This is a genomic window from Hyalangium gracile (assembly GCF_020103725.1).
GTDB lineage: Bacteria > Myxococcota > Myxococcia > Myxococcales > Myxococcaceae > Hyalangium > Hyalangium gracile.
This window is the reverse complement of record NZ_JAHXBG010000030.1, coordinates 100,911-127,266: the sequence shown is the minus strand read 5'-3', so window position 1 is coordinate 127,266 and position 26,356 is coordinate 100,911. Positions and strand designations below refer to the sequence as shown.

General features: G+C 68.0%; 19 protein-coding genes. 5 read left to right on the top strand and 14 right to left on the bottom strand.

All coding sequences use genetic code 11. From position 1 onward, the window contains the following. Window positions 1-4: 4 nt before the first annotated feature. Window positions 5-931 carry an alpha/beta fold hydrolase gene (locus tag KY572_RS39880; protein ID WP_224248977.1) on the top strand — a complete coding sequence of 309 codons (927 nt, stop codon included), beginning with the start codon at window positions 5-7 and terminating at the stop codon, window positions 929-931. Window positions 932-1,091: 160 nt separating this feature from the next. Continuing rightward, a complete protein-coding gene (typA, locus tag KY572_RS39875; RefSeq protein ID WP_224248976.1) occupies window positions 1,092-2,933 on the top strand; it encodes a translational GTPase TypA in 1,842 nt (613 codons plus the stop codon). 109 nt (window positions 2,934-3,042) lie between these two features. Here the strand turns inward: typA and KY572_RS39870 are convergent, their stop codons facing one another. The 12 genes from KY572_RS39870 to KY572_RS39815 form a co-directional block, all read right to left on the bottom strand. Then, on the bottom strand, window positions 3,043-3,606 hold the full coding sequence (locus tag KY572_RS39870) for a Uma2 family endonuclease (RefSeq protein ID WP_224248975.1): 564 nt from the start codon (window positions 3,604-3,606) through the stop codon (window positions 3,043-3,045). A 150-nt stretch (window positions 3,607-3,756) separates the two neighbouring features. Next, window positions 3,757-5,139: an ammonium transporter gene (locus tag KY572_RS39865; protein ID WP_224248974.1), complete on the bottom strand. Its 1,383-nt coding sequence runs from the start codon at window positions 5,137-5,139 to the stop codon at window positions 3,757-3,759. A 124-nt stretch (window positions 5,140-5,263) separates the two neighbouring features. Then, entirely contained in the window at window positions 5,264-6,562 is a 1,299-nt protein-coding gene (locus KY572_RS39860; RefSeq protein ID WP_224248973.1) for a monooxygenase, read from the bottom strand. A gap of 181 nt (window positions 6,563-6,743) precedes the next feature. Continuing rightward, window positions 6,744-7,796 (bottom strand): C39 family peptidase, encoded by a 1,053-nt coding sequence (locus tag KY572_RS39855; RefSeq protein WP_224248972.1) that lies wholly within the window; start codon window positions 7,794-7,796, stop codon window positions 6,744-6,746. 169 nt (window positions 7,797-7,965) lie between these two features. Then, window positions 7,966-8,595, bottom strand: a complete 630-nt coding sequence (gene cglE, locus KY572_RS39850; RefSeq protein WP_263452369.1) for an adventurous gliding motility protein CglE — start codon at window positions 8,593-8,595, stop codon at window positions 7,966-7,968. A 197-nt stretch (window positions 8,596-8,792) separates the two neighbouring features. Continuing rightward, on the bottom strand, window positions 8,793-10,724 hold the full coding sequence (locus tag KY572_RS39845; RefSeq protein ID WP_224248970.1) for a TonB family protein: 1,932 nt from the start codon (window positions 10,722-10,724) through the stop codon (window positions 8,793-8,795). 54 nt (window positions 10,725-10,778) lie between these two features. Beyond that, complete coding sequence (locus tag KY572_RS39840; RefSeq protein ID WP_224248969.1) at window positions 10,779-11,054, bottom strand: hypothetical protein; 276 nt, start codon at window positions 11,052-11,054, stop codon at window positions 10,779-10,781. 189 nt (window positions 11,055-11,243) lie between these two features. Next, window positions 11,244-12,650, bottom strand: coding sequence for a tetratricopeptide repeat protein (locus KY572_RS39835; protein WP_224248968.1), 1,407 nt, complete (start codon window positions 12,648-12,650; stop codon window positions 11,244-11,246). A gap of 38 nt (window positions 12,651-12,688) precedes the next feature. Then, window positions 12,689-16,312: a tetratricopeptide repeat protein gene (locus KY572_RS39830; protein ID WP_224248967.1), complete on the bottom strand. Its 3,624-nt coding sequence runs from the start codon at window positions 16,310-16,312 to the stop codon at window positions 12,689-12,691. A gap of 203 nt (window positions 16,313-16,515) precedes the next feature. Then, window positions 16,516-18,087, bottom strand: coding sequence for a tetratricopeptide repeat protein (locus tag KY572_RS39825; protein WP_224248966.1), 1,572 nt, complete (start codon window positions 18,085-18,087; stop codon window positions 16,516-16,518). Between the two features lie 14 nt (window positions 18,088-18,101). After that, window positions 18,102-19,313 (bottom strand): outer membrane beta-barrel domain-containing protein, encoded by a 1,212-nt coding sequence (locus tag KY572_RS39820; RefSeq protein ID WP_224248965.1) that lies wholly within the window; start codon window positions 19,311-19,313, stop codon window positions 18,102-18,104. A gap of 6 nt (window positions 19,314-19,319) precedes the next feature. Beyond that, window positions 19,320-20,141, bottom strand: coding sequence for an outer membrane beta-barrel domain-containing protein (locus KY572_RS39815; protein ID WP_224248964.1), 822 nt, complete (start codon window positions 20,139-20,141; stop codon window positions 19,320-19,322). A 440-nt stretch (window positions 20,142-20,581) separates the two neighbouring features. Here KY572_RS39815 and KY572_RS39810 point away from each other — a divergent pair, with 440 nt between their 5' ends. Continuing rightward, entirely contained in the window at window positions 20,582-21,445 is an 864-nt protein-coding gene (locus KY572_RS39810; protein WP_224248963.1) for a hypothetical protein, read from the top strand. A 3-nt stretch (window positions 21,446-21,448) separates the two neighbouring features. On the opposite strand, the gene KY572_RS39805 is transcribed toward KY572_RS39810, so the two are convergent. Further along, window positions 21,449-22,351, bottom strand: coding sequence for an ADP-ribosylglycohydrolase family protein (locus tag KY572_RS39805; RefSeq protein WP_224248962.1), 903 nt, complete (start codon window positions 22,349-22,351; stop codon window positions 21,449-21,451). A 128-nt stretch (window positions 22,352-22,479) separates the two neighbouring features. Further along, entirely contained in the window at window positions 22,480-22,938 is a 459-nt protein-coding gene (locus KY572_RS39800; RefSeq protein WP_224248961.1) for a hypothetical protein, read from the bottom strand. 703 nt (window positions 22,939-23,641) lie between these two features. On the opposite strand from KY572_RS39800, the gene KY572_RS39795 reads away from it, so the two are divergent. Together KY572_RS39795 and KY572_RS39790 are read left to right on the top strand one after the other, a co-directional pair. After that, a complete protein-coding gene (locus KY572_RS39795) occupies window positions 23,642-24,520 on the top strand; it encodes a DUF2381 family protein (RefSeq protein ID WP_224248960.1) in 879 nt (292 codons plus the stop codon). A 13-nt stretch (window positions 24,521-24,533) separates the two neighbouring features. After that, window positions 24,534-26,342 carry a serine/threonine protein kinase gene (locus tag KY572_RS39790; RefSeq protein ID WP_224248959.1) on the top strand — a complete coding sequence of 603 codons (1,809 nt, stop codon included), beginning with the start codon at window positions 24,534-24,536 and terminating at the stop codon, window positions 26,340-26,342. Window positions 26,343-26,356: the final 14 nt, after the last annotated feature.

Here is a 26,356-nt window from a genome sequence, read left to right as displayed (position 1 = left end):
GCCCATGAGCCACTACTTCCGGCAGGACTACCTGCGTGTCCCGGACGAGGCCGAGCTGTACTTCCAGGTCCTCGGCGACGGCGAGCCCGGCATGGTGCTGTGCGACGGGCTGGGCTGCGATGGCTTCGCCTGGAAGTACCTGACGCCCTACCTGTCGAAGTACCACCGCGTGCTGCGCTGGCACTACCGCGGCCATGGCCGCTCGGGGCTGCCGAGGGATCGCTCCCGCGTCGGCATGCTCTACACCTGCGAGGACCTGGACCGCCTGATGGACGCGGCGGAGGTGAAGCAGGGCGTCATCTTCGGCCACTCCATGGGCGTGCAGGTGGCGCTGGAGTTCCACCGCCGCTACGCCCACCGCGTCCGGGGGCTGGTGCTCATCTGCGGCAGCTACGGCAACCCGCTGGACACCTTCCACGACTCCACCTACCTCAAGCGCGTCTTCCCCATCATCCGCCACCTGGTGGAGCGCTACCCCGAGCGGGCCGGGCGCCTCATCCACTCGCTGCTGCGGACGGAGCTGGCCATGCAGGTGGCCCTCACGGTCGAGGTGAACCGGGATCTGCTCTCCCGTGAGGACTTCGCCCCCTACTTCGAGCACCTGGCCAAGATGGACCCCGTGGTCTTCGTCCGGACGCTGGACTCGATGGCCAACCACACCGCGTGGGATCACCTGCCCCACGTGGACGTGCCCACGCTCATCATCGCCGGCGAGCGGGACAAGTTCACCCCGGCCTGGCTGTCCCGGAAGATGGCCGAGCACATCCCCGGCTCCGAGCTGATGCTCGTCCCCCTGGGCACCCACACCACCCCGCTGGAGTACCGCGAGCTGGTGGAGCTGCGGATCGAGCGCTTCCTGCGCGACCGGCTGGGCATCCACGTGCCCTCGAGCCCCCGTCTGCCCCCCGGGCAGGATGTGACACCCCGGTAAAACGAAGGAAAGTGAGGTCCGAGGGCCTCAAAGTACCGGCGTTCATTGCGGACGGGGGGGGCTGCGGCATATAAGCCCCCGCCTCGTGCGTTCCGGTGGGATTCAGGGAGTTCCTGTTCCACGGAAGGCCCTGTTCCTTCAGCTCAGAATCTTCGTCCGTATGATCGCTCGCGAAAACATCCGTAACGTCGCCATCGTCGCCCACGTTGACCATGGCAAGACCACCCTCGTCGACCACATGCTCCGCCAGGCGGGCATCTTCCGCACCAACGAGGCCGTCGTTGAACGCGTGATGGACTCGAACGACCTCGAGCGCGAGAAGGGCATCACCATCCTCGCGAAGAACACGGCCGTCACCTACAAGGGCAAGCAGATCAACATCATCGACACGCCGGGCCACGCGGACTTCGGCGGCGAGGTGGAGCGCGGCCTGCGCCTGGTGGATGGCGTCATCCTGCTGGTGGACGCCGCCGAGGGCCCCCTGCCCCAGACACGCTTCGTGCTCAGCAAGGCGCTGGGCATGGGCCTGAAGACGGTGCTGGTCATCAACAAGATCGACCGCCAGGACGCCCGCGCCAAGGAAGTGCTGGATCAGGTGTACTCGCTCTACATCGACCTGGGCGCGGACGATAAGCAGCTCGAGATGCCGGTGCTCTACACCATCGCGCGTCAGGGCCAGGCGTCGACGCAGCTCGAGGTGCCCGGCAAGACGCTGGAGCCGCTCTTCTCGGCCATCCTGGACCACATCCCTCCCCCGCCCCAGAGTGACCAGACCGTGCCCCAGCTGCTGGTGGCCAACCTGGACTACGACGACTACGTGGGCCGCCTCGCGGTGGGCCGCATCCTGTCGGGCAAGCTCACCCCGAACATGCCGGTGGCGGTGGTACGTGAGGGCGGCAAGATCGAGAAGGGGAAGATCGTCAAGCTGTACGGCTTCCAGGGCCTGAAGCGCACCGAGATCGCCGACGCGGGCCCGGGAGAGATCGTCTCCATCGCGGGCATCGAGGACATCTCCATCGGAGACACCATCTCCGATCCGGAGAAGCCGGTGGCCCTGCCGCGCATCACCGTGGAAGAGCCCACGATGATGATGATCTTCCGGGTGAACGACGGGCCGCTGGCGGGCAAGGAGGGCAAGTACGTCACCTCGCGCCAGCTGCGCGAGCGCCTGTACCGCGAGTCCTACCGCAACGTGGCCATCCGCGTGGAGGACACGGCGACGCCGGATGCCTTCCGGGTGGTGGGCCGTGGAGAACTCCAGCTGGCCGTCATCATCGAGACGATGCGCCGCGAGGGCTACGAGCTGACGGCCTCCAACCCGGAGCCGATCACGAAGACGATCGACGGCCAGGTGCACGAGCCGATGGAGCTGCTGGTGTGCGACGTGCCCGAGAACAGCGTGGGCACCGTCACCGAGCGGCTGGGGCCTCGCAAGGGCCGCATGGCGGACATGGTGCAGCTGGGCTCGGGCCGCACGCGGCTCCAGTTCCGCATTCCGGCGCGCGGGCTGATCGGCTTCCGCTCGGAGTTCCTCACCATTACCCGTGGTGAGGGCATCATGAGCAGCCAGTTCGACGGCTACGAGCCGTGGTTCGGCTACATCCCCAAGCGCAGCAACGGGGCGATGGTGTCCGACCGCCTGGGCGAGACGGTGCCCTACGCGCTGTTCAGCATCCAGGAGCGCGGCGCGCTGTTCGTGGGCGCGGGCGTGACGGTGTACGAGGGGATGATCATCGGCGAGCACGCCCACCCCTCCGAGCTGAACGTCAACTGCTGCCGCGAGAAGAAGCTGACGAACATCCGCGCCGCGGGCCGCGACGAGAACGTCATCCTCACCCCGCCGCGAGAGATGGGGCTGGAGAAGGCGCTGGAGTGGATCGCCGACGACGAGTTGGTGGAGGTGACGCCCAAGTCGGTGCGCCTGCGCAAGAAGGCGCTCGCGGTGGGCGAGCGCTACCGCGCCGAGCGTGACCGCAAGCGCGAGGAGCGCGAAGAGGCGTAGCGGGACGAGCGCGGCCCCGAATTCGTCGCTTCAGGGGCTCGCGTGGTGCTTCTGCCACGTTGAGCCCCCGGAGACGTTTCGGTGGAGAACCCGGAGGGTGCTCTGGAGCTCAGCGAGCCCAGAGAGCGCCCAGCTCCAACGCGAGTGCCTCGAAGGGCTCGGCACGTACCTCCACCTGCCCTACGTGCGTGCCCAACAGCAGCCACCGCCCGCCCTCAAGCCGGTAGACCTCCAGCATCCGAGCCGCGGGGTCCACCAGCCACAGGTGCTTCACGCCCTCGCGAGCGTAGACGCCCATCTTCCGTCCCCGGTCCAGCACCGTCGTGGAGGGAGAGAGCACCTCGCAGGCCCAGTCGGGCGGAAGCGTAAAGCCCACGGTGTCCGGCATCTCGGGCATCCGCTCACGGCGCCACCCCGCCAGATCCGGAACCAGCACGTCCTGCCCCAGGTGCAGCTCGGGCTCGAACAGGAGCAGCCAGCCTCCCGGGCCTCCTTTGCCTCGCCCGAACGGCCCGACCAGCTCGTCTGCCAGGACTGTCGTGGCCAAGGCGTGCCGTGAGGCAGGCCTCGGGCTGACGTACAGCTCGCCACCCACCAACTCACCTATGACGTTGGGTGGAAGCTTCTCCAGATCCTCGTATGCCGCTCCACTCCGAGGAGGCTGGTCGCTCATGCGCCCAGGATGCTGTGTCCACTCGGTAGTCGCAAGCCCCGCCTCCCACTGCCCGCCCGTCCACTCGCTCATGCAGCGAGAATGGACCCTACCTCTGACATCCTGCGCGGCAGAGCGTCGCTGACGCCTGCCGCCTCGCCACCGCTCCGCTTACGCCGGGAGCGGGACCGACGACTGGGAGCCGGTGCTGGAAGCGGATTCGGCGCGCGGAGCCTCCTTCGCCGCGGGCGCGACGGCCGTCTCCCCCACCGTCTCGCCGTGCTGGCTCAGGTCGAGCCCCAGTTCCTCGTGCTCCTTCGTCACGCGCAGCGGGACGATGCGGTCCACCAGCTTGTAGAGCAGGTACGAGCCGACGAAGGAGAACACGGAGACGATCACCAGCCCCAGCAGGTGCATGAGGAAGGTGCGCGTCTCGCCGTGGATCAGCCCCACATCCTTGGCCAGCACGCCCGTGAGCACCATGCCCACCACACCGCCCAGCCCGTGGCAGGGGAACACGTCCAGCGTGTCGTCCACCGCGGTGCGGCTCTTGAAGTGCGCGGCGGCGTTGCTGACCAGGCTCGCCACCAGACCCACCATGATGCTCTGGCCCACCGTGATGAAGCCGGCCGCCGGAGTCACCGCCACCAGGCCCACCACCGCGCCCACGCAGGCCCCCATGGCGCTCGGCTTGCGGCCGCGCAGCCAGTCAAAGGCGAGCCACCCCAGCATGGCGGCGGCGGAGGCCGTGTTGGTGGTCGCGAACGCCAGCGTCGCCAGCGACGAGGCCGACAGCGCCGAGCCCGCGTTGAAGCCGAACCACCCGAACCACAGCATGCCCGTCCCGAGCAGCACGAACGGCAGGTTGGCGGGCGTATGCGAGGCGTTCTCCAGGTGCACCTGCCGGCGCCCGAGCACCAGCGCACCCGCCAGCGCCGCGAAGCCCGCGGACATGTGCACCACCGTGCCGCCCGCGAAGTCGAGCACGCCCCACTTGCGCAGGAACCCCTCCGGGTGCCACGTCCAGTGGGCAAGCGGCGCGTAGATGACCAGGCTGAAGAGCACCATGAACAGCACGTAGGCCTTGAAGCGCACGCGCTCGGCGAACGCGCCCGTGATCAGCGCGGGTGTGATGATGGCGAACTTCAGCTGGAACAGCGCGAAGAGCAGCAGCGGGATGGTGGGCGCCAGATCCGGATGCGTCTCGCCCCCAACGCCGCTGAACATGAAGAAGGTTCGCGGATCTCCGATGAGCCCGTGGAAGCTGTCTCCGAAGCAGAGGCTGAAGCCCACCACCACCCAGAGCAGGCTGATGACCGCCATGGCCATGAAGCTCTGCATCAGCGTGGACAGCACGTTCTTCAGCCGCACCATGCCGCCGTAGAAGAACGACAGGCCCGGCGTCATCAGCAGCACCAGCGCCGTCGCGGTGAGGATCCACGCCGTGTCCGCGGCGTTGATGGGGCCACCCTGCTTCACCTGGGCCGCCGGCTCCACGACCAGGCCCAACACTCCCACGCCTGCCAGGACAGCCATCGCCAACCACTTCTTCATTGCGCCTCCAGCTCAAGAGCCGACGCGACGCATCATGGCGATGACACTGGTAGATTTCAAGCCCTCTAGCCTTATCCCCCAGGAAATAAGGCTAGAAGTCCAATCCAATGACCTATCTCTACGACTATTGGGTCATGTAGAAGGTTCCCAGGCACATTTCATCGTTGGTTCCCTCACCCCACCGTACATCCTGCGCAATGGGCAGGCTGTTGTCCCAGTGGCACTCGATGGCGATGCGGTCCCCCGCCTTCACCACCTTGGGCTGGGTGAACTGGTAGCTGCCCTGCCAGTGGAAGTCCCAGCGCGGGATGTGGAGCATGCAATCGTTGCCCCCGGTCCTTCGCTCGATCTCCATCCGGCCCCACGTCCCCAGCGTGTGCATGTGCAACGCGGACGCGTACACGGTGATGGGCTCGTTGCTGCGAAACACCCCTCGCGTCAGCTGCGAGAGCACAGGCACCAGATCGAACGAGAAGCGGTGCCGCACATCCGCCCGCCCCGCGGGGATGGGCATGTTGTCCCCCTCGATCCAGTTCGGGTTGGCCCAGGGCTGCATGATGGCCACCTTCTGCACCGAGGACTCCAGCCGCACCGAGACCGAGGTCCGATCGGCCGCCGCGTTCGCCCCACTCAGGTTGTAGTGGACCTGCAGGACGATCTTGGAGCCGGGATCCACTCGAATGCCGGTGCCGGCGGGGTAGTCCGCGCCGCCGCTGCCCGGCACCCAGCTGCCGAGCCACGACACCGTGTTTCCCGGCCGGCCTGGGCCTCCGTAGCAGCTGTACCCCGGGTTCGGGTCCGCCGCGTCCAACGCCTGGAAGGCGGCCACCTCGTCGGGCTTCGCCAGGAACGCGATCACGTGGTGAACGATCGAGGGCTGCCCCGGGTTGCCGCGAAACCCGCTGACGTAGCGCACCGCCGTCTCCGGCCAGTCGAGGATGAAGCAGCGGTACTCATCCGGCGTCTGCGTTGGTGAGTACTCCGTGGGCATCGCCAGCGTCAGATCCGCGCGGGAGAGCCCTCCCGATTGCACTGACACTCCAGCAGGGGCCTCCGCGGGGTCTCCCTCCGCTCCACCCTCATCCACCCAGCGCGAGATCAGCGCGATCTGCTCGTCCGAGAGCGAGCGATCCTGCAGGTACTCCGTGCAGTCCTTGCCCGGCATCCACGGCGGCATCATGCGTGCCTTCACGGCCCCCTTGATGGCTCCGCGCAGCGCGAAGACCTCCTCGTATGTCCCGAGCGCGAACGGCGCGATCCCTCCCTCGGAGTGGCAGCTCCCGCACTTCTCCTGGACCAGCGGCGCGATGTCCCGGTGGTACGTGGGAGGAGCGGGAGGCGGCGCAGGGGGCTCCACCGCCTCTCCACACGCGGTCAGCAGGACCGCGATCAGGCTCGTGCTCATCCCCAGCATTCGGTGCATGACAACCCTCATAGGTGCTTGGAGCAGGCCGGTCCATCCGACCTCTCCCGACAGTTCCTTCACTGCCTGGCACCTGGGTGGACGCACGCCGAAACGGATGTGAAGGATGGAGCCGCCAGCGCCTCCGTCGCCAGGATCGCCGCGAGAACGAGGAGGAAGCGGGCAAGGCTCACCAGCTCCCTCATGACTGCACCGCCTTGCTGAAGGTGGCGAACTCGCCCGAGCTGCGGTACGGCTTCGGCGGGGAGCCTCCGCTCTCATTGATCTGCTGCAACTGCCCATCGGACTGCTTCTGGAACCGGATCTCCGCGCCCGTGGCCGGATCGTTGGCGAAGTAGACCCCGTCCGTGCCCCGGCGCGTGAGGCACACCCAGTGGTCCGTGCCGACATTGCCACCGCTGCTGCCCACCTTGTAGTCCACCGCCAGCACCACGGGACGCCCCGCATCCAGCTCCTTGTCGATGGCGTCCAGGTTCCAGGTGGTCGTCTTCGTCACCGAGATGGGCGACTGCGTCGCCTGCCCCGCCGTCGCCCACTTGAGGCTGTTGCCAACGTAGCCGTCATGCGTGTCGAGGAAGGCATCCAGCACTCCCGGGGTGATCGTCTCTCCCGAGAGCTTGCTGAGAGCCATCGCCACGGACGTCAACGCGCAGCCCTTGTCCGCGATGCGCTTGGGTTCCGCAGCCTTGTCTCCCAGGTACCGGTCCCCCCAATTGCCGCCCGCATCCATGTCGCGCTGCTTGTACCGCGGGGTCCCATCCTGGGAGGTCGGGAACGGCTTGCCGTCGGTGCGCAGGAAGGAAGCCGCTGGAGCCGGGGCCGGCGCCTTGCCCGTCATCGCCGCCAGGCCCGCCGAGAAGCTCGGCCCGCTCTTCTCCGCCAGGAGCGGCGGCAGGTAGGCCGGCGTCATCGGGAAGCGGACGAAGTAGCCCTCGAGGCGGTTGTGCTTCGACTCCGCCTGCCGCTGAGGCGCCTGCGCGGGGACCGCGGGCAACTGCAGCGTGTCGCCCTTCTCGATCCGGTTCGGATCCTTGATCTGGGGATTGAGGGTGAGGATCCGGCGGACGAGCTCCGCGGTGCTTCCCACCAGGCCCTGCCGCTGAAGACCCGCGGCGATCTTCGAGAGCGTGTCGCCCTTCTGGACGACATACGCGGTGGTGGTCCGCGACGCCGCTCCCTCCGGGTCATCGGCGAGGCAGGCGTTGCGCTGCGAGACATCACGAATCGGTTGCATGGATTCTCCGGGTGAGTGAGACCCGGGGACCCATTGCAGGCCCGACGCCAGCGCACGGCCGCCGTGAAATCAGCCTGTTACGTACTGCGGGAGGTGCTGACCGTCTCGCGGCTCGGACGGTCGGCGTCTCCAGGCTCGGACGGTGCCGGTTCGACCCGGCGCCCAGGCCTCAGAACGTGTACTTCACGCGAGGGAACAGCGCGAACGTGGGGATGTTCGGACCGATGATGTAGCGGGCCAGGAAGTCCGCGCCCACCGAGAAGTGGTCCATCATCGTCCCGTACTCGATGCCGATGCCCACGCCCGCGTTCAGCGCGTTGATGGAGCGGCCCGGATCCCCGTCCACGTCCACCGGCGCCGGATCCAGCCGCGTGTACCCCGCCGCGATCTTCGGCGTCAGGTAGAGCCGGTCGGTCATCCGCACGTGGTACGCGGCCGTCATGTCGCCGAAGGCCACCGTGAAGTTGTCCGACAGGGCGCAGATGTCCGAGTCCGGCAGGTAGCCCGCGAAGCAGTTCGCCGCGGACGAGCCCAGCCCGAAGTGCAGCCCGAGCGAGATCGTCTCCGTCAGGTCATACCCCACGCCGAGCTGCAGGTACGACTGCGCGTTCGAGTACGTGTTCTCCCCGCCGAGCGTGAAGAACATCCCGATGTCCGTCTCGGTGAAGAAGCCGCGACGAGGCTTGAACTCCACGCCCTCGGGCGGCGGACCCGCCAGGGCAGAGGTGGACAGCGCAAGCGCGGCGACCAGCAGGAACTTCCTCACAGTACCTCCCGACGCAGGCCCTCCCAGGAACATCCCGAAGCGGCGCTGGACGTTAATGACGCCTCCCGCACGTCGGCAACGCTCGACGTGAAACTTCTTCAGGGCGAACGTCATCCATCCCACGACTCCGCCTCGAGCCCCCGAGGCGGCCCGCAAAGAGAAGAGCCCCCGGGCACCCTGAGGCGCACCGGAGGCTCTCACACTTCAGCTCCGAGCCAGACGGCCGAGCCCTACTCCTCGGTACCCGCGGGCGAGAAGAGCCACGGGTAGGTGACCGCCACCACGCCGCCGCCCTTGGGCTCCGGGAACTTCCAGCGGCGGATGCGCGACAGCATGCAGTTCTCCGCCGTGGAGTTGTTCAGCGTCGTCTCCGTCACCGAGGCGTCCGCCACCGCGCCCGCCGGGTCGATGGTGAAGGCCACCGCCACCTTGCCCGCCAGGCTCGGGTTCTTGTTCAGCTCGGACTCGTAGCAGTATTTGATCTCGTTCTGGTGCTGCCGGATGATCTTGGCGATCACTTCCTTGTCGAGACCGCCGACCACCGTCGTCTTGCCAGGGATGATCTTCGTGGTCGCCTTGCCCTTGCCACCCAGGTCGATGCCGCCGCGGCCACCGGTGCCGCGACCGTCACCCTTGGTGCCCAGGCCGCCGATGCCCAGCGCCGTGCCACCACCGCCCGTGCCGTTGCCGCGAGAGCCCAGGCCACCCACGCCCTGCGCATCCCCCAGCCCCGCGCCCGACTTCAGGCCACCGAGCGAGTTGTTGATGCCGGTGCCCAGGCCGCCCGGCCCGAACACATCCGAGGCGCCGCCCTTCAGGCCCTTGAAGGCGCCCAGCAGACCCACCTTGCCCACCACCTGGCGGTCCTTCTCGCGCTTGGTCTTGTCCACCACCGGAGTGCCCGGCTTCGAGGGATCCGCCTCGGCCTTCTTCGCCTCCTCCTTGCCGAACTTGCCCTCCTCGTCCTTGGCCTTGGCGCCCTCCTCCACCCCGGCCAGCTTCAGCTTCTTCACCTCGACCTTCTGCTCGGGCTTGATGAGGAACTTCGCCACGCGCTCCTGGTCCCGGAGGATGTCATCCGGCGTGGGCAGCTCCGAGCGCGGCGTCAGCAGCATGGCCGCCACCACCGCCGCGGCCGCCATCACCGTGATGCAGGCGATCTTGAAGTAGGTGAAGTCCGCCTCGTTCAGCGTGTTCACCTGGACCGTTGGCGACGGCCTCACGTACCGCACCACGAAGGAGATCGTCCCGAGCGACACCTCCGCCCGGTCGTGCAGGCCCAGCGAGAGGACCTGGCCCTGGCTCGCCACCGACGGCGCCAGCTGGCCGGAAGCGCGCAGCGCGCTCTTGGTCCGCACATCGCCCCGAGTGGTGACGAAGACGCCGCCACCCGCGGGCACGCGCAGCTCCACCTTGTCGCCCTGGGCCACCGCGAGCACGTGGCGCGCGCCCACCTCGGACGTGAAGACGTGGAAGAAGTTCTTCTTGGCCTCGCCGATGGTGACAGGCACCCCGTCCCGGAAGTGCTGCACCTCGAGGATCTGGTCGCCCCAGAGCATCGCCACCTGGAGCACCTTGGCCTCGGGCGTCGGCACGGCGTCCGGCGGCAGCGGCTCCTGCAGGTGGGCCGGCGTCTCCGGCTTCTTCGTCGGCAGGGGCACCGGCGTCGTCGCCGCCCCCTTCATCCGCAGCCCCGGAGGCGTCAGCGTCCGGCTCGACGGCGGCACCACTACCTCGGGCGCCGCGTGCCTGGCCGGAGGCGCCGGCGTGCGCTGCGTCACCGAGCCCTGGAAGGCCCTGCCGCTCACCTGCGCGCCCACCGGCACCTTGGGCGCCGGCGGCTCCGCCTCTCCGAAGAGCACCTCCACCCGGGATGCGCCCACCGTCAGCACGTCTCCGGACGCCAGGGGCTTGGGCACCATCAGCCGCTGCCCGCCCACCTGCGTCCCGGACTCGCTGCCGAGATCAATCGCCGTCACCCCGCCGTCCTTGTCCACCTTCAACATCAGGTGGAGGTTGGAGACGCTAGGGTCCGGAATCTTCACCGCCGCCTGTGCACCCGAGCCGACGATGATGCTCTCCGCGTCCGCGATGGTCTCCATCGTGGACCCGTCCGGCCCCGTGATGCGCAACCTCAATCCGTTGTTCTTCGCCGCCGCCATGAGGATCGTTCCCTTCCCCTTCCACACCCAGAAAACGCGCGCCCCCTTCAGGCGCTAGAGGTTGTCCACCGACTTCTGCAGCTCGGGGTTGAAGTTGTCCCGGACCTTGATGAGGCTCTGAAAGTCCGTCTTCTTCCGGTTGAGGACGTAGGAGCCCTCGGGCTTGGTGAGCTCGCCCTCGACCGTGACATCCGTGAAGTCGATGACGGTCTTCTTCCGATAGACCGTCTTGTCTTCCTCCTGGATGACCTTCACTTCGTCCTTCTCCTGAGCCACCGCAGGGCCTGCCCACACCGCCGCCGCCACCACCGCCGATGCCAGTCGCTTCATCTTCAGCCTCCGTTCACCCATCGGTTTCGACAGCGGGCCCTGGAAGAGGTTCCCGCAGATCCTTGCAGGAGTCGATCCAGGCCCAACCCCTTGGATCGTAGGGAACTTGCCTCGCGCCTGCCACGTCGCCCGCCCCCAAAGGTGAAAAATCTTCTCACTGCGTCCGGTCATTTGTCCCGTCCGGGGTGCTCACGGGACAGGAGAGGGAGCAGGCGTGCTGCTCGGAGCGTCATTGCCCGCCGGAGCCTCGCTGGAGGCCGCATCACCCGCGGGCGCCACCTCCTCGGGAGGAGTGCCCTCCTGGCGCGCCGCATCCTCGGACACCTTGTCGAGCAGCGAACCGTCGCCGCCCTGGGCCGGGGTGGCTTCCTTCCTCTCCTCGTCGGCGGGCTGCTGCGCGCCGCTCTTCTTCATGGCCGCGATGCCCTGCAGCTTCGCCTCGATCATCTGCTTGTCCTGATCGGAGGTGCTCTGCAGCCCCTTGCAGCGCTCGAGGAAGCCGAGCGCCTTGTCCCAGCCGCCCCGGTCCGCCGCGTAGGCCCAGCCGGCGCCGCAGACGGCATCCGGCTGCTCGGGGCGCAGGGTGAGCACCTTCTCGAAGGCCTCGCCCGCCGCGAGCCCCTTCTTCGGGTCGCGCCCCTTCTGCCCGTCGAGCGCGTAGGCGTAATAGAGGTGGCCCTCGTAGGAGGTGGGATCGAGCTCCACCGCCTTGGCGAAGGAGCGCTCCGCGCCCAGGTAGTCCCGGTAGGCCAGCGCCATGGCGCCGATGTTCAGGTGGCCCGGAGCGAACTTCTGATCGAGCGACACGGCCTTCTGGAACTGGGCCAGCGCGCGGGAGCGATCGTTCAGCTTCAGGTAGATCATCCCCAGGTTGTTGTAGACGCCCGGATCGCTCTCCGCGAGCTTGCGCGCGTTGGCGCTCACCACCTCCGCCAGCCGGTACTGCCCCTGGTCGTAGTAGATGAGGGCCAGGTTCTTGTAGGCCTCGGGGTTGTCCTTGCTGCGCGCCAGCACGCGCCGGGCGGTGGCCTCGGCCTGCTCGAACTTCCCGGCCAGCCGGTAGGCCACCGTGAGGTTGTTGAGCAGCGCCACGTCATGCTCGCGGCCCGGCGTCTTCAGCGCCTTCTCGTACAGGTTGATGGCGGACTCGAACTGGTCCTGCAGCCGGTACAGCCGGCCCAGGTTCAGCAGCGAGGGCTGGTGGTTGGCGTCCACCGAGAGGACCTTCTCGTAGGCCGCCTGGGCATCCGCGAGCCGGCCCTGGCGCTCGGCGATGAGCCCCAGGTTGAACTGGGCGTTGAGGCTCTGCGGGGCCTTGGCCACCACCTCCTCGAAGCCCTTGCGCGCGGCGTCGTAGTCCCCCGCGTCGAACGACGCGAGCGCCGACACGAACAGCTGGTGCGTCCCGGACTCGTTGGCCCCGGACGACGGAGCCGCCGAGGGCGACGCCGCGGGCGAGGAGGGCTGAGCAGCCACCTGCGTCGGCGACGGCCTGGGCGCCACCTCGGTGACAGGTGACGGCTTGACCTGGGGAGCCTTGGCGCACGCGGTCGTGAAGGCGAGCGCGGCGGCGGCGAACGTGCGGGCGATCGTCATGGCGGTCTTCCCTGCGGGTACCTTGGATGGAGTGCGCATCACGGCCGGGCCTCCCCCACCGTGGCGGCGGGCGCGGGCGAGCCCTGTGGAGGAGACTGAGGAGCCGACTGGGACTCCGGAGTCGCCGGAGCCGGCGTCGGAGTGCCAGCGGCGGCGGGAGCGGCGGGAGCGGCGCCCGCGGTGGCGGCGGCCGACATCCCCGGATCCTTGGCCACGTCCGAGGTGGCGAAGAACTCGCTGCCGCGGAAGGGCACCTGCCGCACCTGGGCGTAGGCCCCCGGACGGTACTTGTTCACCTGGTCCTGCGCCGCCAGCGTCCACTCGTTGTAGATGGACAGCTCGTAGGCCTTGTCGAGCGCCTTCTCCAGCGCCTCGGTGGACTTGTCCTCGAGCGGGAGCGCCAGGTTCTCGAGCTCGCTGCGGTACATGGCCAGCTGATCCTCATCCAGCCCCTTGGGATCCGGCGACTCGAGGATGTTGCGAGCGAAGTCCGAGTACGCAAGCCCGATCCGGGTGAGCGCCGCGATGCCCCACTCGCCCGAGCCGATGGCCAGCACCGCCGCGTACTCCTTCTCCACCTTCTGGATCTCGCGCTGCTTGGCGGCCAGATCCCTCCGGATGGTGGACACGCGCGAGAACTTGATGTCCGTGTAGCGCTTCCACAGCGACTCCAGCTCCAGGAAGCGAGCGTGGGCGTAGGCGTCCAGCAGGCTGACGTTCTTCTTGTCCTCCTCGGAGAGCCGGGCCCAGCCGCGCACCAGCTCGCCCTGCACGCGCTCCATGTCCCGCGGGCTCTTGAGCTGCCGGTACGCCATCAGCTCGCGGTACTTCGCCAGGTAGAGCTGGCCGGCGGTGGTGCGCGAGTCCTTCGCGTACGTGTCCGCGAAGGAGGCAAACGCCTTCGCCGCGCTCTCCCAGCGTCCGTCCTTCTCGTGGACCAGGGCGATGTTGAAGGCCAGCTGCGGCACGTCCTTGCGGTCCCGGAAGCGCGAGATGTACGCGCTGTAGGCGGCGATGGCCTTCGGCGAGGCGCCCACGCCCTCCCACCAGAGGCCCGCGTTGAAGAGCGCGTCGGCCACCCACGCCTCGGCCTCCTGGATGAGCTGCTGGCGCTCGCCGCCGCTCTGGGCGACCTTCGACGCCGGAGCCTTCTTCGCGCCCTTGCCCTTCTTCGCGCCCGAGCCGTTGCCCGTGGCGGTGTCATAGGCGGCGACGAAGGCCTCGTACGCCTCGGCGGCCTTCTTGAACTCGGCCATCTTCTCGTAGAAGCCGGCCAGCGTGTAGCGGACCTTCAGGTTGAAGACGCTATCCGGATACTCGCGCAGGACGCGCTCGCCGGCCTCGACGCCGCGATCCAGCTCGGCGGCCTCCTGGAAGATGATCATCGCGTAGGTGAGCGCCCGGTCCGCGTTCTCCGACTTGGGGAACTCGGTGACGAACTCCTGGAAGAGCTCGGCGGCCTTCTTCGGGTTCTTCTCCTTGCGGTAGACGACCTCATCCACCCACTTGTACTGGCTGCCCTCCACCACCTTGGCCACGCGGGTGGCGAACTCGGTGCCCGGCTTCGTCAGCTTCTTGTTGGCCATGAACTGGCGCGACAGCTGGTTGAGCTCGTACCACTCCTCGCGGCTCTCGAGCACGAACATGGTCAGGTCCGCCGCGTCCCGCGAGCGCCGCTCCTCCGGGTACTTGACGATGATCTCTCCGAAGCGCCGCGCGGCGTCCACGAAGTGGTTCCGGTCATACAGGATGACCGCCGCCTGGTAGCGCAGGTCCACCTCGTCCGGGTTGTCCGGATAGAGCTTGTTGTAGACGTCGCACGCGGCGACCAGGCGCTCCTCGAAGCGCGTGAGCGGCTGCTCCTGCTGCTCCTTCGCGTCCTTCTTGACGATGCGCTTCTTCTCGACGTCGCCCTTGTACTTGTTCTCGTCGACCTTCTGGCCGTCCTTGAGGTCGCTCTTGGTGAGCTGGCCGCGCTCGATCTTCACCAGCTTGTCGTAGGCCAGCACCGCGGCGAACGAGGCGCTCTTGCGGTAGGACTCGTTGGACACCTCACGCGCCGAGTCGCGGTCCGGGATCTGGAACGCCACCACGGAGTCGTACTGGGCGGCGGCCGCCTCCCACTCCTCGAGCGTCCAGAGGATCTCCGCGTAGAAGAAGCGCAGGTTGAAGGCCGAGTCCGAGATGAACTCCGGATCCTTGCTGGAGGCGAACGTGTCCACGTACTCCTTGTAGATGTCGCGCGCGAGCCGGTAGGTCTCCACCTGGCGCGTCTTCTGCGCCTCCTGGTGGTACTCCGTCACCATCACGCGCATGGCCTCCTCGGTGACGTTGAAGGCGTTGCGCAGCACCGTCTTGTTGCCGGTGTTGGCCTCCCACCACGTCCCGCCCGGCCGGTAGAGCTCCACCATCTTCTTCATCTCGGAGCGCACCTGCGTGCGCTGGCGCAGCCCCTCGTAGGCCCGGACGATGGCCTGCTGGTACTCGGGCGCGCCCGGCCCCATCGGCTTGTCCTCGATGAGCCAGCGGAACATGTGGATCGCGCTGTCGAAGTGGCCGGCGTCCGCCAGCCCCACCGCCGTCTTGGAGATGAGCCGCGCCTGCCGCTTCGTCGGCGCCTTCGCCTTGAAGTAGGCGATGGCCTCCTTGGGCTGATCGAGCTGCACGAAGAAGACGGTCAGGTCATTGAGCGCCTCCGTCTTGAGGTCGCCCAGCTCCTCGCCGCGCGTCTCCGCGAACTGCACCGCCTCCTGCAGCTTCTGGAGGCCCTGCTCGTAGTCACCGCTGTTGTAGTCGCACCAGGCCAGCTTGTAGATGGCGTAGGCGTAGATCTTCGGCACGCCCGTGTCGCGCGCCTTCTCGTAGTTCTGCTTGGCCGGGACGAGCTTGTTGTTCTCGAAGTAGTGGTTGCCCAGCTGGATGTACGCGTCCGGGACGAACTGCGACTTCGGGAAGTCGCGGATCAGCTCCTCGTAGCGCTTCACCGCCTCCGGGCCGCGGTTCAGCTCCTGGAGGTTGTAGGCCTGCGAGAAGAGCACCTCGTCACGCAGCTCGTACTGCGGATAGTCGCGCAGGATGTCCTCGTAGAGGCTCATCGTCTCCGCGCGGTAGCGCTCGCTATCGCGGTGGTCCTCCTTCGGGGCCTCCACCTTCTCGCCGCGCGCCACCGCCGCGTCGTACTTCTTCTCCGCCTCCAGGTACCGGTCCATCTCCAGCCGGTAGAGGTACTTGGACTTCTCCCAGTACAGCTCCGAGAGCCGGTACAAGAGGTCGGCCTTGCGCGAGGTGCCGTCCTGGATCTTCGGGATCAGCCGCTTGAAGCCCTCGATGGCCTCGTCGCGCTTCTTGTCCGCCAGCGCGTCCTTCTTGCTGTCGGCGATGCGCGGCAGATCGGCGAACTTGCCGGCGGCCGGGCTCACCCGCGCGGGGCCGTTGCGCCGCTCCTTCTCCTCGGGCTCACCCGGGATGGCCGACACCGGCCTGGTCGCGGCGTCCTTGGACGCGGACCTGGAGGCCGTGGACTTCTTCGACGTCGCGCCCGCCTTGGCTGCCGCCGCTGGAGGCTTCTTCGCCGCCCTCTTGGAGGCTGCCGCCTCCCCCACCCCGCTCGCGGTGAGCGCTACACCCACCGCCAGCGCACCGAAACGAAGGAACGCCTTCATGCGAACTCCTGCCATCGAAGGGACGACCGAAGGTAGACGCGCACTCCTGGAATGAGAAGTGCTGCAACCGTGCCAACACGACGGAATGCGCCCCGGAGGGCACTACGGCTTTCGACGGCTGAACAGGAAAACGGGGCGGCCACGGCGCGGAACAACGCGCGGGCCTGCCCCGTTACTCCTGACCGCCCGAGTGCTACCCGAGCCTATCGCGCGCCCAGCTCGGAGCGCTCCTGGGCCGGCTTCGCCGGACACCCCCGCTTGAGGGTGTACTGGTAGTAGCCGATCTCGTCGATCCAGAACTCGCCCTGGAACTTCCAGTAGTTCCAGGCGGCCCCGGGCATGGCGGGCCGGTAGAGCGACTGCCGGGTGAGCAGTGCCTTCTGGTCCACGCCGGCCTGGAGCAGATCCTTCTGATCGAGCGCCGTCTGCACGCGGATGATCTCCGCCTGGTCCGAGAAGGTGCGCAGGTTGTCGGCCGCCTCGCGCAGGCGGCTCTTGGCCAGCGTGCCGCCCACCTGGAGCAGCGTGTTGCGCACATCCTCCAGCGCCGCCATCGTCTGCGTCGCCAGCGCGCTACCCTTCCAGGAAGACATCCCAGCGATGGACCGCTTCTCCGCGTCCACGTTGGCCAGCACCCGCATCACCTCGCGGACGCGCTCGTTGTTGCGGATCCACAGGTAGACGGGGCGCGGCAGCCGCCGGTTCTCCGCGGCGGACACCAGGTTGAAGGCCGGGATCAACTCCATGTCCTCGCCCACGAAGGGCTGGAGCTGCTGCGCCATGGGCCCGTACACCTCGTCATACGCGGCCAGCGTCGTCTTCACCTCGTCGAAGAGGCAGCTGTAGTAGTAGACGGTCGCCTTGAGGATCCACGACTCGGGCTGGAAGGCACCGGCGAACTGGGGCGCATGCAGCGCCTGGAGGCTGCCGAGCGCTCCGCCGAAGTCCTCGTTCTGGAAGCGGGAGAAGCCGTTCTCGAAGAGGGCCTGGTCCCAGTAGCGCGAGTAGCGCGGCACGCCCTCGTAGGCGTCGCTCGCCTCCTTGTACTCCCCGCGGCCGTAGTGCAGGCGCCCGAGCCCCAGCATCGCCAGCTCTCGCGTCTCCTTGAGCTCGAGCTGCCGCTCGGCCTGCTCGCCCTTCTGGCTCAGCACCTTCTGGAAGGCGGCCAGCGCGGCCTTGTCCAGCGTCTCGGCCTCGCCCGGACGGCCCGGGAAGCGCGGATCCGCCAGGACGATGCCCAGCAGGTACTGCGCCTTGGCGTAGACGCGGCTCTCGGACGGCACGGCCTCCAGCAGCGAGCGCGCCTCCTCGAAGCGGCCGCGGCGGTGGCTGATGGTGCCCACCAGGTAGTTGATGCGCGCGAGCACCTCGCGGGGCAGCGTCACCCACTGATCCCTCACCTCGTCCGTGTAGGCCTGGTTCAGGAGGCTGGGGATCAGGTTCTGCTCGTCCAGCTGCTGCTGCATGTCGACGAGCCCCTCCACCGCCTTGAGGTACGAGGGGTGCTTGGGGCCTTCCTTGATGATGGCCGCATAGGTGACGAAGGCGCTCACCGGGAGCCCCTTCTTCGCGAAGGTCTGCGCCAGGTAGTACTCGGCCTTGCCCTTCGTCTCCGGATCCGAGCCACCCTCGGAGGCCTCGAAGAAGAGCGGCGCGGCCGTGTCGAGATCCCCCGCGTTGAAGGCGGCGAGCGCGCGGTTGTAGGCGCCCGCGTCCTGGGCGGACGCCGTGAGCGGAACCAGGGCGATGGCGACGAGTGCGAGCAGTCGGGACATGACAGGGGTTTCCATCAGAAGAGGATCGAGAAGCCGGCGTAGAAGCTCACGTTGTTGAGGACGTCCGAGGAGGGCTCGGCCACCAGGTCCCTCCCGAGGATGATGTCCTCGCGGTAGTTCTTCTTCGTCTTGGGGTCCACGCCGTCGAACTTCTGGAACCGGCAGCTGCCGCTGAGCGCCAGCTCGGAGAACGGGGCGTTGCTGGCGCGCGCGGCCTCCATCTTCTCGAAGTCGGCCAGGTTGCAGCCGTCCACCCGATCCACGCGCGCGGTGTAGACGAGATCCTTCACCTCGAAGCGCACGGCGTAGGAGTCGCCGAACTGGATGCGGAAGCCTCCGCCCACCGAGCCCAGGAACTTGGTGCCCGTGTCGCCGAAGCGGGCCGGGACGGTGAACGTCTCGCCCTCCACCTCGTTGTCCACCTCCGGGCGGATCAGGTGCCGCGTGCCGCCGAAGCCCGCGCCGCCGCTGATGATGAGGCTGAACTGCGCCAGGTGGTTGTCGTAGAAGGCGAACTTTCCATAGAACGGCGTCACCTCGACGCCGGCCTGCGCGCCCCAGTTCAGCAGCAGCGAGGAGGCCGCCTGCGCCTGCTCGCGCACCTTGTCGATCAGCTCCAGGTTGAAGCCGCTCTCGTTGGAGTACCAGTTGTACTGGCCCGTGAGCTGGACGGCGAAGTTCTCCTGCAGGTGGTACGTGTAGTTGAGCGCGCTGCCCGCGTGGTTGGTGAAGCGGCCGTTCACCTGCACCGCCACCGGGTAGAGCGCGAACTCGTGCCTGCCCTCGTCCGCGAAGCGCTTCTTCTGGACGATGTGGACCGAGACGTTCGGGTTGTAGAGCGGCGCGCCGTGCACCAGCCGCTGCTGCTCCGGCGTCGTGGTGCGCAGCTCCGTGTCCACGTCCGCCACCGCCACGGGAGCATCCGAGGCGGGCTGCTCCGGAGCGGGCGCGGCGGCCTCGGTGGGCGCCGGGGCCTCGGTCTCCTCGGCCTCGTCGGCGGAGGGAGCTCGGGGCGCGGGGCGGGACTGCTCCGTGGGGACGGTGGTCCCCATCTCGTGCGCGGGCGGCGTCTGAGGACGGGCCACGGGCTCCGAGGGCGCGGACACCGAGGGCGGAATGGAGGTCTCGGCGCCGGGCGCGGGCACCGTGGGCTCGGCCTGCGCGACAGCGGGCTGCGCGCCGGCGACCGTGGACAGAAGCACCGCGAAGGACAGGATCGTTCGCATGGGTTCTTAGAAGAGGAAGGTGTAGCCGATGTCGAACTGGACCAGGTGCGTGAAGCCCGGGCTCGCGGCGGGCGTGCCCGTCTCGCGGCCCGCCTCCCAGTCATCCCGAGACAGCTCCACGCGGTAGGCGTCGCGGAACACCCAGTCCCGCAGCTCGAACTTCACGCCGTGCCGCTCGAAGGCGAAGAACCGGAAGCCCACCGCCGCGCTCACCACCGGAGCCACCCGCGACTCCTTCACCCAGAAGTTCTCGGAGGAGGTGGAGCGATCGAGCGGATCGGTGCGGTCGTCGCAGATGCCCAGGTCCCGGTTCACCACCTGGGAGCACTGGATCAGCGACTGGCGCTGGAACGAGGCCATCCCGCCGCCGCCCCACAGGTACACCTGGAAGTGCGCGGGGACCTCGGCCAGCAGCGAGAGCTTCCCGTACACGGGAGCCCAGCGCACGCCGAAGATGCCGTGGAGGTTCATCCGCCACAGGTCCTGGAGCTCGTCGGTGACCTTCTTGTCGTCGCGGCCGAGGAAGCTCTCGGAGATGGAGCGGGCCAGGCCCGTCTGCCGGCTGAAGGCGTAGCCGGCGCGGCCTTCCACGGCGATGGTGTCGAAGAGGTTGTAGGCCACCCCCACGTCGAGCGTGTAGTGGGCGGTGAGGTAGGTGAGCATCGAGACGCCCACGCTGGGTGAGAACTCCAGGTTGCCCGCGGGCCGGTAGAGGCGGTTGCGGACGACGGCTGGCTCGAGGAGCTGCTCCTGCTGCCCGGCGGCGTTCAGGGCCGTCAGGGCCAGGATCATCGTGGTGAGCACGCGAAGTGAACGGACGGTCAACATAGGGTCCCGGCGCGGCCGTGTGGGGGCAGGCCGCGGTGTACTGTGAGGATCAGCGCCCCCTCGGAGACCGGAGCGTCCCAGCGACGCGCGGCTTCCGTGTTGGCGCATCCAAGTGCACATCCGATGCCCCACGGGCAAGGTGCGGAGTACCCCGGACCGTGCATTTTTTTCACGGGTGAAACCCGCAGCGCACGGTGGATGACGTTTCGGCCACCCTCCGCGCCACGTCGGCGGGGCTCAGGCTGAAGAAACGAACGTCTGGCCAGGAGCGGGGGTCGGGTTCCGGACGGAGAGGGTTTCGGATCAGGTGGGGACGAGCTGGCCCTCCTGGTCCCACACCCACCTACCCTCTGCGATCAGATTGCTCCTCCGATTCGCACGGCGCGAGCGCCCCCTCCTCCACGGCCGTTATGCCAGACTCGGCTTCCTGCGGAGGAAGCATGCGTCTCCTGGTCGTGTCCGTGTCCGCGGTGGCCCTGGCCGCCGTCCTCCTCTCCAGCGCGGCTGTCGCCGGCGGCGATGATGGTCCCCGGTCGAAGGCACCGCCTGCCGATACGTCGCGCCCGCGGAAGAAAGGCGCCGAGGATAAGCGGGCCAAGAGCCTCTCCGAGGCCTGGCACCTGCTGCCCCAGGCGAGCGGACCGCGTTGCGGGGACGACCTTGCGTTCGACTATGGCGACGAAGGGGGCATGCGGAACTTCTTCTGCCGCGCGCTCTCGGTCATCTCCTGGAAGACGTTCCTCTCGCTGGCGCCAGTGAAGCCCTTCCGCTCGGGCCCGCACCAGAACGGCAAGCTCAACCTGCAGAGCTCCAAGGACTTCGGCCGTTACGATCCCGCCTTCGTGAAGTGGGCGACGACGGCGCTGGTCCCCGCCGCGACGGACGAGGCACTGCGCCAGGAGACCCAGGCCGTCTACGACCGCTCCGCGCGCACGCTGGCGCGCACGTACTACCGCGTCTGGCGCGCGCTCTCCGCCAACTCCAGCTGGGTCCAGGCCGAGAGGAAGACGTACCTGAGCGCCGCCCAGCGGGGTGCCACCGATGCGTTCGGCCCGACCCTCGACTTCTACCATGAGGTGCTCGGCACCGCGGACGAGAACTGGGGCGGTCACGATCCGAACCATGTGCGCTCGGCAACGGCGTGGTGGATCCGTCGATCCATCGACGACACCGCGCCGCTCTGGGCTGAGGGGCTCGAGCGGCTGCTCACGACCTATGACGGCGAGTGGCTCTCCGCCGAGAAGAAGGCCATTCCGCGCCCCCTCCCCGCTCGCTCCGCTCGCACCGAGCCCGAGTACAAGTAGTCGTCACCGCTCGCTGGCGTTGGGCAATGGCTCCCGGGCAGTGAGCCAGGCCGAGGGAATGCTCTCGGCACCGCAAGCGAGCACCACGATGCTTCCCACGATGGCGCACGTGGTGTCCCGGTCTCCGCCTCCGCTGACCGTGAGCCAGAGGGCCTGTTCGAAGTCGTCGAGCCGCTCGCCCGCGCACCAGAGCGCGAAGGGCACCGTGTCCTGCGCGGACAGGTTGGTGCCATTGCCGAGCACGCTCACGGCGAAGGGGACGCTGGAGTTCGCGGGCAGATCCCGCGCCTTGCGTAACCGGCTGTGGACATCGCTGGCGGGGACGAAGGGCAGCAGGCGGTCCAGGAAACCGGCGCGGCCAGGCCGCGGACTCTCCAGGCGGCAGTTCCAGGCCAGTGCCGCCGCGACGGCGACGGCGATGGCGCCCGCGAGCGCCTCGGGATGTGCGTGGGTGACTTCGGCGGAGCGGCGAGCCTGCTCGACGACGGCGTGCAGGTCTTCCGCGAAGTAGGCCCCCAAGGGGCCCACACGCATGGCCGCCCCATTGCCCCAGGACCCCTGCCCCGAGAACTCGCGCCGCGTGACCTCCGCCCACGGCTGTCCTTCACGCAGGGCGTTGAGGACCCGGTGCATCGCGGGGCCATAGCCGCGCGAGGGGTCATAGCCACGGGCGAAATCGAGCGCGAGCGGGTCCTGCTCGATTCTCCCGTGCCGCCTCAGCATGGCGACCACCGACAGCGCCATCTCCGTGTCATCCGTGTAGGGCCACGGCCCGGGAGGAGCCATGCGCTCGGCGACGAGCCGTTCCTCCTGCTCCGCGAAGCGGAAGAACTGATCGCCGAAGGCGTCTCCTACGGAGAGGCCCATCAGGGACAGCGCCGCGCGCTCGTTCGCGTCCAGGCTCATGCCCTGGGAGTCTACTCTGACGCTTGACGGCATTCTCCAGGCGGGGATCGAGCCTGGAACGATCCTGGTCAAGCCTTCTCGGCACCCAACGGTGAAGGTTCTTTGCCGCCCTGCGCTTCAGGCAACGTTCAGATCCGGTTCAATGACATGGCGAGTCCACACAGCATGAGAGGACCTGCAAAGGCAAGCACCCATGCTCTCCACCAGCGCAGAGAGAAGAAGATCTGAAGGGCGTGAGCCCTCAGTGTGCCGCACCAGAGCCACAGCACCAAGAACCAGAGGGGCAACGCACCCGCGCAGATGCTCCACAGCCGAGATGGTTGCCAGGTCACGAGCAGGAGCGTCCCGAGCAACGCGAAGACCACGGACGAGATCATCGGGGCACATGCCAGGGCTGTGGCACGCAGGCACGCACGAAAGCTGGCTCGCCGGCCGCGAAGCACGAGCCAGTCCATCCACGGAAGCACACCGAAGCCCCCCAGCATCACGAGGATGGCCAGCACCGGACTGGTCCCCCAGTGCACCATGTCGAGGAAGAACGCGAGTGGCGCGGGAGTGGGGACATCTAGGGTGGTCGTTGGGTTCACGCGAGCCAACAGTGACTCCGCGATGAAATAGACCGAGCACGCCTGCAGTGCGAAGCGTAATGAGCCGCGCGCAGTGGGAGTCGGCGGCGCGAGTCCAAGGGTATGTCGTGGCGCGCGGAGGAGCGCCCAGCACGTCGCGAGGAAGAGGCTCCAGCGCGCATCGGCGCGGTCCCATGGAAGAAGCTCGCGAGCAGGTGGACGAAGGCACCGCTCGCACAACAGCTCAGGCTCCGACCCCTCACGGCGGCAGGCCTCGCACGCGAAGCTGCCACACCGAGCACATGTGAAGACCGATGGATGGCCAGGATGGAAGGCGCATTCAGCATGCATCGGAATGGCCCCTATCACGGCGGACGCTTGACGGCCTTTTCCGCGCGGAAGACTCCTGGCGCGCAGGGGGCGCCCCTTGCAGGCGCGGGGAGCTCCCATGGAACGGTCCGCCCTCCTGCCGGGCGCAACCGGTCCGTACTGGTCTGCTTGTCATACCAGTTGGGCACCGGTCCGCGCACAGGGGCGCCTCCGTGGCCAGGCCGCTCCCTTGGCACAGGCGCCTCCCTCCAGCGCGCAAGAATTTCTTCGGACCCACCTGGACCAGGCGTTGCGGTCATCCTCCCCAGTTCCTCGAGGACAGGGAGCGTACAGCGCCCGCGTCGCATGACGGGAGCGCCTGTGTGATAGGCTCAACCCTGGAGGTTCTGCTTCGTTGACCCGACCCATCACGTGGTTGCTCCTCGTTCCCCTGCTGGCTGCGAGCACCGCCGCCGCCCAGCCTCAGCCCGCGCGGCAGCGCCAGGACCGCCGCGCCTCGCTGCCCTCTACCCCCGCCGACTCCCTCCCCGAGGTGTATGTGGCCGCGGGCAACTCCACCGTCGTGGCCTTCAACGGCCCCCTGGACAAGAACAGCCTCATGGTGGACCGGACCCGCTTCCGGTGGGTGGACGTGGGCGACAACACCCTCGTCCTGGAGCCCATTGCGGACCTGAGTCCCGGCGAGCGGCTCATCCTTCAGGTGGGGTTCAAGGACAAGGCCCTGCCCGCCAAGGCCGTCCTCGCCGTCCTCTCCAAGGCGGACGTCGTGGACGCCAAGGTGGAGGTGGACCGGCGGGCCCATACGCCCGAGGCACTGATCGCTGCCCTCACTCAGAAGGAAGCGGAGTTGGAGGAACTCAAGGCCCGGAGCACGGAGCTGGGGCCCGCCAGCCTCGTCTTCTCCGGGTGGCTCACCGAGGGAGTGCAGAAAAGGGATCTCCACGTGGGCACACCCTCACCGAGTTCCATGGGCTTGATACCCAAGCACGGCTCTGTCTACCGGGGAACCCTCTCGACGCTGGTGGTCATCTCACTCTGGAACCTGCCGGGTCAGCCGCCCTGGACGCCAGGTCAGGCGCGCATCACGGGTCTACCAGGAGCACCCGTCAAGGTGATCTCGGTTCGAATGAAGCCGGAGCAACTGGCTCCTGGTGAGCATGGGTCGCTGGTGGTCGAGGCGGTGCTGCCTCCCTTGGAGAAAACGTCCTTTGCCGTGGAAGTCCTGGACGCCAGTGGCCAGCAGCGCATCTCCTTGAACCTCGAGGCAAAGTAGTGAGGACGCGCTCATGACGACGGAGGCGTTTCACCCCGACCACCTCAAGCCGGGGGACAAGGTGGGCCCCTGGCACATCGTCGCCTCGCTGGGCAGCGGCAGCTTCGGGCATGCATTCAAGGCCGAGTTGGCGGGCGAGTTCTTCACCTTGAAGATGGCGGTGCGCCCAGCCCCCGAGCTCTCCGAGGACACGCGCGAGAAGAACCTGGAAGAGAGTCAGGTGGATGGGCGCATGCGCCACGAGGGCGCCGTCCTCCTGGCCAACAGCAGCGCCGACGGACTGCCTCATGTGCGGGCCATCGGCCGGTGGCCGCATCCCAAGAAGGGCTATCTCTTCATCGTCACCGACTTCGTGCCCGGCGAGCCGTTCCATGACTGGCGTGAGCGCACCCGCCCTACCGCCGCCCAGTTGGCGGACATCTTCATCGCCGTGGTGCGCGTGGTGGCGGGGCTGCACCGCCGCGGCATCCTCATCCGCGACTTCAAGAGCGCGCACGTCCTCGTCCCGGAGGACCAGAAACCGGTGCTGGTGGACATGGGCAGCGCGCGATTGCCGGGCGGCTCCACCCTCACCGTGGGACTGGCTCCCGGCACGCCCCACACCTTTCCGCCCGAGTCCATTGCCTTCCTGCGCGAGGGCTCCTGGAAGAAGGGCGCGCGCTTCACCGCCACGCCGGCCGGCGACCTCTACCAGGTGGGCGTCTTCATGTACGAGGCGCTCACCGACTGCTGGCCCTTCGACGCGCGGATGCCCGCGGACGAGCTGCTCACAGCCATTCAGACCGTCGTCCCGCGTGCGCCCCACCGCCTCAACCCAGCCGTGCCCGAGTCGCTCAGCCGCATCGCCATGCGGCTGCTCGAGAAGCGCCCGGAGGACCGCTACGCGAGCGCCGAGGTGCTGCTGCAGGCGCTGTGGGAGGCCAACAAGCGGCGCTCCACCCAGCAGTGGAAGGCGTCGCTGGCCCTGCCCTCCGGAGGCCCCGCTCCCAGGACCCAGGACGAGGAGGAGGAGCGCCGCCTTCACCAGCAGCAGGCCGAGCACCGGGGCCAGGAGGCTCGGCAGCAGCAGCAGGAGCGCTCCGCCGTGCAGACGCTGGAGCAGTTCTCCGCCGCCATCCAGCAGATGGAGGCGGAGGTTCGCACCCTGGAGGAGAAAGCCGCTCTCCGCAGGAAGCGATGGAGGAGAATCGGCCTGGGGGTGGGGCTGGTTCTGCTGAGCCTCGGCCTCCTCACCGCCGGCTGGGAGTGGTTGGCTCCCGCCTCATCCGAGAAAGGAAGTTCGCTCGTGTCCACCCTCCGCAACTCGTGGCCCGTCAGGACCGTGGCCGCCTGGCTGTGCACCACCTTCAGCGTCGGCTGCGCCGCGCCCCAACTGCGGCCCATTCCCGAGGACTGTCCCCCGGAAACCGTCCAGCGCATGAAAGAGCTGAACCTGTTCAAGAGGGACATGATCGGCAGCAATGTCCTCCCTGTCGTCATCGACATCCACCAGCCCGGCGGGAGGGGACAGCGGCGAGTGGGCGTCTACCACGCGGGAAAAATCGTCAGCCGGGTCGAGCTCCCCGAAGGATGGAAGCACGACTATCCCGTGCCCGACGGGACCCTGCTGTACGGGCAGCTCTGGACGGAAGGCCTCTCTATCGAGGGAAGAGAGGCCGTCTACGGCCGCTACACGGAGATGCTCCTGCCGGACGGGCGTCGCTTCCCGGTGTGCTACACCCTCGGCACGGATGGCTACTCCATCAAGGAACCCGGCTCGAAGCCCAACGAGCCTCTCTTGCATACGGAGAACCTTGCCATCCCTGTCGAGCGATGGCCGTAGATATGAGGCCTGTA

Coding starts and splice junctions, on each gene's coding strand:
- KY572_RS39865 (WP_224248974.1), bottom strand. CDS start 5,139: ATGAAGAAGTGGTTGGCGATGGCTGTCCTGGCAGGCGTGGGAGTGTTG.
- KY572_RS39820 (WP_224248965.1), bottom strand. CDS start 19,313: ATGCGAACGATCCTGTCCTTCGCGGTGCTTCTGTCCACGGTCGCCGGC.
- KY572_RS39860 (WP_224248973.1), bottom strand. CDS start 6,562: ATGCACCGAATGCTGGGGATGAGCACGAGCCTGATCGCGGTCCTGCTG.
- KY572_RS39840 (WP_224248969.1), bottom strand. CDS start 11,054: ATGAAGCGACTGGCATCGGCGGTGGTGGCGGCGGCGGTGTGGGCAGGC.
- KY572_RS39870 (WP_224248975.1), bottom strand. CDS start 3,606: ATGAGCGACCAGCCTCCTCGGAGTGGAGCGGCATACGAGGATCTGGAG.
- KY572_RS39790 (WP_224248959.1), top strand. CDS start 24,534: ATGACGACGGAGGCGTTTCACCCCGACCACCTCAAGCCGGGGGACAAG.
- KY572_RS39880 (WP_224248977.1), top strand. CDS start 5: ATGAGCCACTACTTCCGGCAGGACTACCTGCGTGTCCCGGACGAGGCC.
- KY572_RS39815 (WP_224248964.1), bottom strand. CDS start 20,141: ATGTTGACCGTCCGTTCACTTCGCGTGCTCACCACGATGATCCTGGCC.
- KY572_RS39855 (WP_224248972.1), bottom strand. CDS start 7,796: ATGCAACCGATTCGTGATGTCTCGCAGCGCAACGCCTGCCTCGCCGAT.
- KY572_RS39845 (WP_224248970.1), bottom strand. CDS start 10,724: ATGGCGGCGGCGAAGAACAACGGATTGAGGTTGCGCATCACGGGGCCG.
- cglE (WP_263452369.1), bottom strand. CDS start 8,595: ATGTTCCTGGGAGGGCCTGCGTCGGGAGGTACTGTGAGGAAGTTCCTG.
- typA (WP_224248976.1), top strand. CDS start 1,092: ATGATCGCTCGCGAAAACATCCGTAACGTCGCCATCGTCGCCCACGTT.
- KY572_RS39805 (WP_224248962.1), bottom strand. CDS start 22,351: ATGAGCCTGGACGCGAACGAGCGCGCGGCGCTGTCCCTGATGGGCCTC.
- KY572_RS39825 (WP_224248966.1), bottom strand. CDS start 18,087: ATGTCCCGACTGCTCGCACTCGTCGCCATCGCCCTGGTTCCGCTCACG.
- KY572_RS39830 (WP_224248967.1), bottom strand. CDS start 16,312: ATGAAGGCGTTCCTTCGTTTCGGTGCGCTGGCGGTGGGTGTAGCGCTC.
- KY572_RS39835 (WP_224248968.1), bottom strand. CDS start 12,650: ATGACGATCGCCCGCACGTTCGCCGCCGCCGCGCTCGCCTTCACGACC.
- KY572_RS39810 (WP_224248963.1), top strand. CDS start 20,582: ATGCGTCTCCTGGTCGTGTCCGTGTCCGCGGTGGCCCTGGCCGCCGTC.